Source organism: Pseudomonas sp. SB113 (assembly GCF_040754745.1).
Lineage (GTDB): Bacteria > Pseudomonadota > Gammaproteobacteria > Pseudomonadales > Pseudomonadaceae > Aquipseudomonas > Aquipseudomonas grimontii.
Genome location: NZ_JBFMHW010000284.1, coordinates 1 through 255 on the forward strand (window position 1 = coordinate 1; position 255 = coordinate 255).

The 255-nt window shown below is 66.3% G+C and carries 1 protein-coding gene; it reads right to left on the bottom strand.

Going from position 1 to position 255, the window contains the following annotated elements:
- A partial coding sequence (locus AB1462_RS32570) for an ATPase, T2SS/T4P/T4SS family (RefSeq protein ID WP_367249254.1) occupies window positions 1-255 on the bottom strand: 255 nt, incomplete at both ends.

The following is a 255-nucleotide window of genomic DNA, read 5'->3' on the forward strand; positions in this document are numbered from 1 at the left end:
GCCCGGCCACGCGCAGGGCGATACGCCCGTCCTGGGGCAGGCGTTTTTCGGCGATGTCGAGCTGGGCCATGATCTTGATCCGCGACACCAACGCGCCATGCAACGCCTTGCGCGGCGACACCACATCACGCAGGGTGCCGTCGACGCGGTAGCGCACCACCGAATGGGTTTCATTCGGCTCGATGTGAATATCACTGGCCTCGTCCCGCGCGGCCTGAGTGAGCAAGGCGGTGATCATGCGGATCACCGGCGCGC